Raw genomic sequence first — 4,344 nt, forward strand, 5'->3', positions numbered from 1 at the left:
GCGCCCTCCCCGGTGGGGTGGGCCGCCCCCGCGGGCGGTGCGGCGAGCGGTCGGGCGGGCGGTCAGCCCTTCTGCATGACCTCGGGCTCGTGGCGGCGCTGGAGGCGGGTCACCACGATGCCGATGAGGACCGACATCACGATCAGGATCCCGGCGTCGAACCAGAACTGGCCGGCGTTGGGGCCCCAGATCGCGTCGTACTCGGGGTTCTGGAAGTCCTTGTTCCAGGGGCCGAGCAGGTGCGAGAGGTCCAGCGTGGTGGCGACCATGCCGGTGCCCCAGCGGGCCGGCATCAGCCAGGCGAACTGCTCCAGGCCGGGCTTGGAGAAGACCTGGAAGAGGCAGCCGGTGAAGACGACCTGGATGATCGCGAACATCACCAGCAGCGGCATGGTCTTCTCGGCGGTCTTGACCAGCGCGGAGATCGCCAGGCCGAACATCATCGAGGCGAAGCTGAGCAGGATCAGGCCGAGGCTCATCTCCAGGATCGGCAGGCTCTTGACGACCAGGCCGTCGGAGGGCAGCTTGCGCGGCAGGAAGCCGACGGCGGAGATGATCGCGCCCTGGACGACGCTGAAGAAGCCCAGCACGATGATCTTGGACATCATGTACGCCGAGCGGGAGAGCCCGGTGGCCCGTTCCCGTTCGTAGATCGCCCGTTCCTTGATCAGCTCGCGGACCGAGTTGGCCGCTCCGGAGAAGCAGGCGCCGATCGCCAGGATCAGCATGATCGTCGCGGCCCCGCTGTTCAGCCCCAGCTGGCTCTTGGGGTTGGGGGCCAGGCCGGCCTCGTTCGGGATCAGCACGCTGACCGCGCCGAGCACCGCCGGCAGCAGGATCGACAGCGCCAGGAAGCCGCGGTCGGAGGCGAGCACCGAGACGTAGCGGCGGATCAGCGTCCACAGCTGCGAGCCCCAGCTCTGCGGCTTGGGCGGGCGGACGGCCTCCTGCACGATCTGCGCGGACTGCACCGGCTGCACGGCGCCGGAGTCCACGTCGGCGGAGTACTGCTGGTAGTGCACCGAGCCCCGGTAGCGGCCGGCCCAGTCGTGGTCCGGGTAGTTCTCGAAGGCCTGGAAGATGTCGGCCCAGGTCTCGTACCCGAAGAAGTGCAGGGCCTCGTCCGGCGGGCCGAAGTACGCCACCGAGCCGCCCGGCGCCATCACCAGCAGCCGGTCGCAGAGCGCGAGTTCGGCCACCGAGTGGGTGACGACCAGGATGGTGCGGCCGTCGTCGGCGAGGCCGCGCAGCATCTGCATGACCTCGCGGTCCATGCCCGGGTCGAGGCCCGAGGTGGGCTCGTCCAGGAAGATCAGCGAGGGCTTGGTGAGCAGTTCCAGGGCGACCGAGACGCGCTTCTGCTGGCCGCCGGAGAGCGCGGTGATCCGGTTGTCGGCGCGCTTGTCCAGGCGCAGCTCGTAGAGGACCTCGTCGATCCGCGCCTCGCGCTCGCGCGCCTCGGTGTCGCCGGGGAAGCGCAGCCGGGCCGCGTACTTGAGGCCGGTGCGGACGGTCAGCTCCTTGTGCAGGATCTCCGACTGCGGCACCAGGCCGATCCGCGAGCGCAGCTCGGCGAACTGCTTGTAGAGGTTGCGGCCGTCGTAGAGGACGTCGCCGCGGTCGGCCGGGCGGTAGCCGGTGAGGGCGCGCAGCAGGGTCGACTTGCCGGAGCCGGACGGTCCGATGACGGCGACCAGGGACTTCTCCGGGACGCCGAAGCTGACGTCGTTGAGCAGGATCTTCTTGCCGCCCTTGTGCTCGACCTCGACGGTCAGGTGGCGGGCGGAGAAGGAGACCGCGCCGGTGTCGACGAACTCCTGGAGCTGGTCGCCGACCAGCACGAAGCTGGAGTGGCCGACGGTCAGCCGGTCCTGGGCGCCGATCAGCTGGCGCTCGACGCGCTGGCCGTTGAGGAAGATGCCGTTGTGGCTGCCGAGGTCGACGATCTCGTAGCGGCCGTCCGGCAGCTGGCGCAGCTCGGCGTGGTGGCGGGAGACCTGGAGGTCGGAGACGACGATGTCGTTGTCGAGCGCGCGGCCGATCCGGATGGTCTTCATGCCGGCGGTCAGGTTGCGGATGATCGTCGGCTGCGGGCCGCCGTCGTGCTCGGCGGGCGACGGCTGCGGGAAGCCCTGCTGCTGCGGGAACGGCTGCGCGTGCGGCGCCTGGACGTGCTGCGGCTGCGCGTGCGGCGGCTGCGGCTGGACGTGCTGCTGCGGCCACTGCTGCTGGTGCGGCGGCTGGGCTGCCTGTGCCTGCTGCGGGTAGTGCTGCTGCGCCGCCGGGGCCTGCCACTGCTGCTGCGGCGGCTGGACGGCGTGCGGCTGCGGGGCGGGGCTGCGGCTGGTGGTCGCCTCGTGCCAGGCCTGCGCCTGGGCGGCGGGCTGGGCGGCCGGCGCGGAGAAGGCGAGCCGGGGGCCGTTCTCGGCGTTGCCGAGGTTGACCACGGCGCCCGGGAACAGCTGCGCCTGCATCGTGCGGGCGCCGCCGGTGTAGGTGCCGTTGGTGCTCCCGTGGTCGTCCAGCTGCCAACCGGCCCCGTTGAACGAGATGGTGGCGTGCTGCCAGGAGACCCGCGCGTCGTCGAACTGGAAGTCCGACTGCGGGTTGCGACCGATGGTGTAGGACCGCCCGGGTTCCAGGACCCGCTGCTGTCCGTTGATCTCGATGACGAGTTGCGGCACTGCTCGTCTGCCCCGCTCTCTCGGTTCCCCCGATGGTGCGCCCCGGTCAGGTCGGGGCGAAATGATCGTGAATCTGACGGGGGAATCATTCCAGCCCGCCGGGCGCGGGTGAAAGCCGCCCCCGCGGACTGTGACCAGGCGGCAACGATTCGCGGACCGCCCTTGTACGACCGGCTCCGCCGCAGGTCCGGGCACCGGTCCCGGGGGCGGTCCGGGCGCCGGTCGGCAGGCCGCCCCGGGGACGGTCGGCAGGCCCGTCCCAGGGCTCGCCCGGAGGCCGTCCACGACCCGGACGGGTGCCGTCGCCGCGCCGGGCTGCGGGTAGCGTGGGAGGCACCATGAACGCATCGCCCTTGGCCGCCGAGCCGCTCACCGCCCCGCAGCCCCGGACCGAGGACGGGCGCACCCTGCTCGTCAAGGTGTTCGGCAAGGACCGTCCCGGTATCACCACCGGGCTCTTCGCCACCCTGGCCGGGTACGGCCTGGAGGTCGTCGACATCGAGCAGGTGGTGACCCGTGGCCGGATAACGCTGTGCGTCCTGGTCACCGCCCCCGCCGCGCCCGGCGCCGAGGGCGGTCTGCGGGCCCTGGTGCACCGCTGGGCCGAGGACCAGAAGCTCCAGGCCGAGATCATCTCCGGCATCGGCGACAACCGGCCGCGCCGCGAGGGCCGCTCGCACGTCACCGTCCTCGGCCACCCGCTGACCGCCTCCGCGGTCGCCGCGCTCACCTCCCGGATCACCGAGTCCGGCGGCAACATCGACCGCGTCTTCCGGCTCGCCAAGTACCCGGTGACCGCCGTCGAGCTGGCCGTCTCGGGCGTGGCCACCGAGCGGCTGCGCGCCGAGCTGGCGCTGGAGGCGGCCACCCAGCGGGTGGACGTCGCGGTGGTGGCGGCCGGGCTGGAGCGGCGGGCCAAGCGGCTGGTCGTCATGGACGTCGACTCGACGCTGATCCAGGACGAGGTGATCGAGCTGTTCGCCGCCCACGCGGGCTGCGAGGCGGAGGTCGCCGAGGTGACGGCGGCGGCGATGCGCGGCGAGCTGGACTTCGCCGAGTCGCTGCACGCCCGGGTGGCGCTGCTGGCCGGGCTGGACGCCTCGGTGACCGACAAGGTCCGCGCGGAGGTGCGCTTCACCCCGGGTGCCCGCACCCTGATCCGCACGCTCCAGCGGCTGGGCTTCCAGGTGGCGGTGGTGTCCGGCGGGTTCACCCAGGTCACCGACCACCTGGTGGAGCAGCTGGGGCTGGACTTCGCGGCGGCGAACACCCTGGAGGTGGTGGACGGGAAGTTCACCGGCCGGGTGGTCGGCGAGATCGTCGACCGGGCGGGCAAGGCGCGCTGGCTGACCCGGTTCGCCGAGCAGGCCAAGGTGCCGCTGGAGCAGACGGTGGCGATCGGCGACGGCGCCAACGACCTGGACATGCTGAACGCGGCCGGGCTGGGCGTGGCGTTCAACGCGAAGCCGGTGGTGCGGCAGGCGGCCGACACCGCCGTGAACGTGCCGTTCCTGGACACCGTGCTCTACCTGCTCGGGATCACCCGCGAGGAGGTCGAGGCGGCCGACGTCCTGGACGGTGCGGACGAGGACGGCGCTCCGGCGGCCGGCTGACGGGCCGCGTGGCGAACGGCTGAGGGGCGTGCGGACCTGGTCCGCAC

General features: G+C 72.2%; 2 protein-coding genes. One reads left to right on the top strand and one right to left on the bottom strand.

Going from position 1 to position 4,344, the window contains the following annotated elements; genetic code table 11:
• Nucleotides 1-62: 62 nt before the first annotated feature.
• A complete protein-coding gene (locus tag ACFU74_RS36320) occupies nucleotides 63-2,684 on the bottom strand; it encodes an FHA domain-containing protein (RefSeq protein WP_380764402.1) in 2,622 nt (873 codons plus the stop codon).
• 338 nt (nucleotides 2,685-3,022) lie between these two features.
• Between ACFU74_RS36320 and serB the strand changes: the two genes are divergently transcribed.
• Nucleotides 3,023-4,297 (top strand): phosphoserine phosphatase SerB, encoded by a 1,275-nt coding sequence (gene serB / locus ACFU74_RS36325; protein WP_380764403.1) that lies wholly within the window; start codon nucleotides 3,023-3,025, stop codon nucleotides 4,295-4,297.
• Nucleotides 4,298-4,344: the final 47 nt, after the last annotated feature.

The sequence above is a fragment of the Kitasatospora sp. NPDC057500 genome, assembly GCF_042802195.1.
Lineage (GTDB): Bacteria > Actinomycetota > Actinomycetes > Streptomycetales > Streptomycetaceae > Kitasatospora.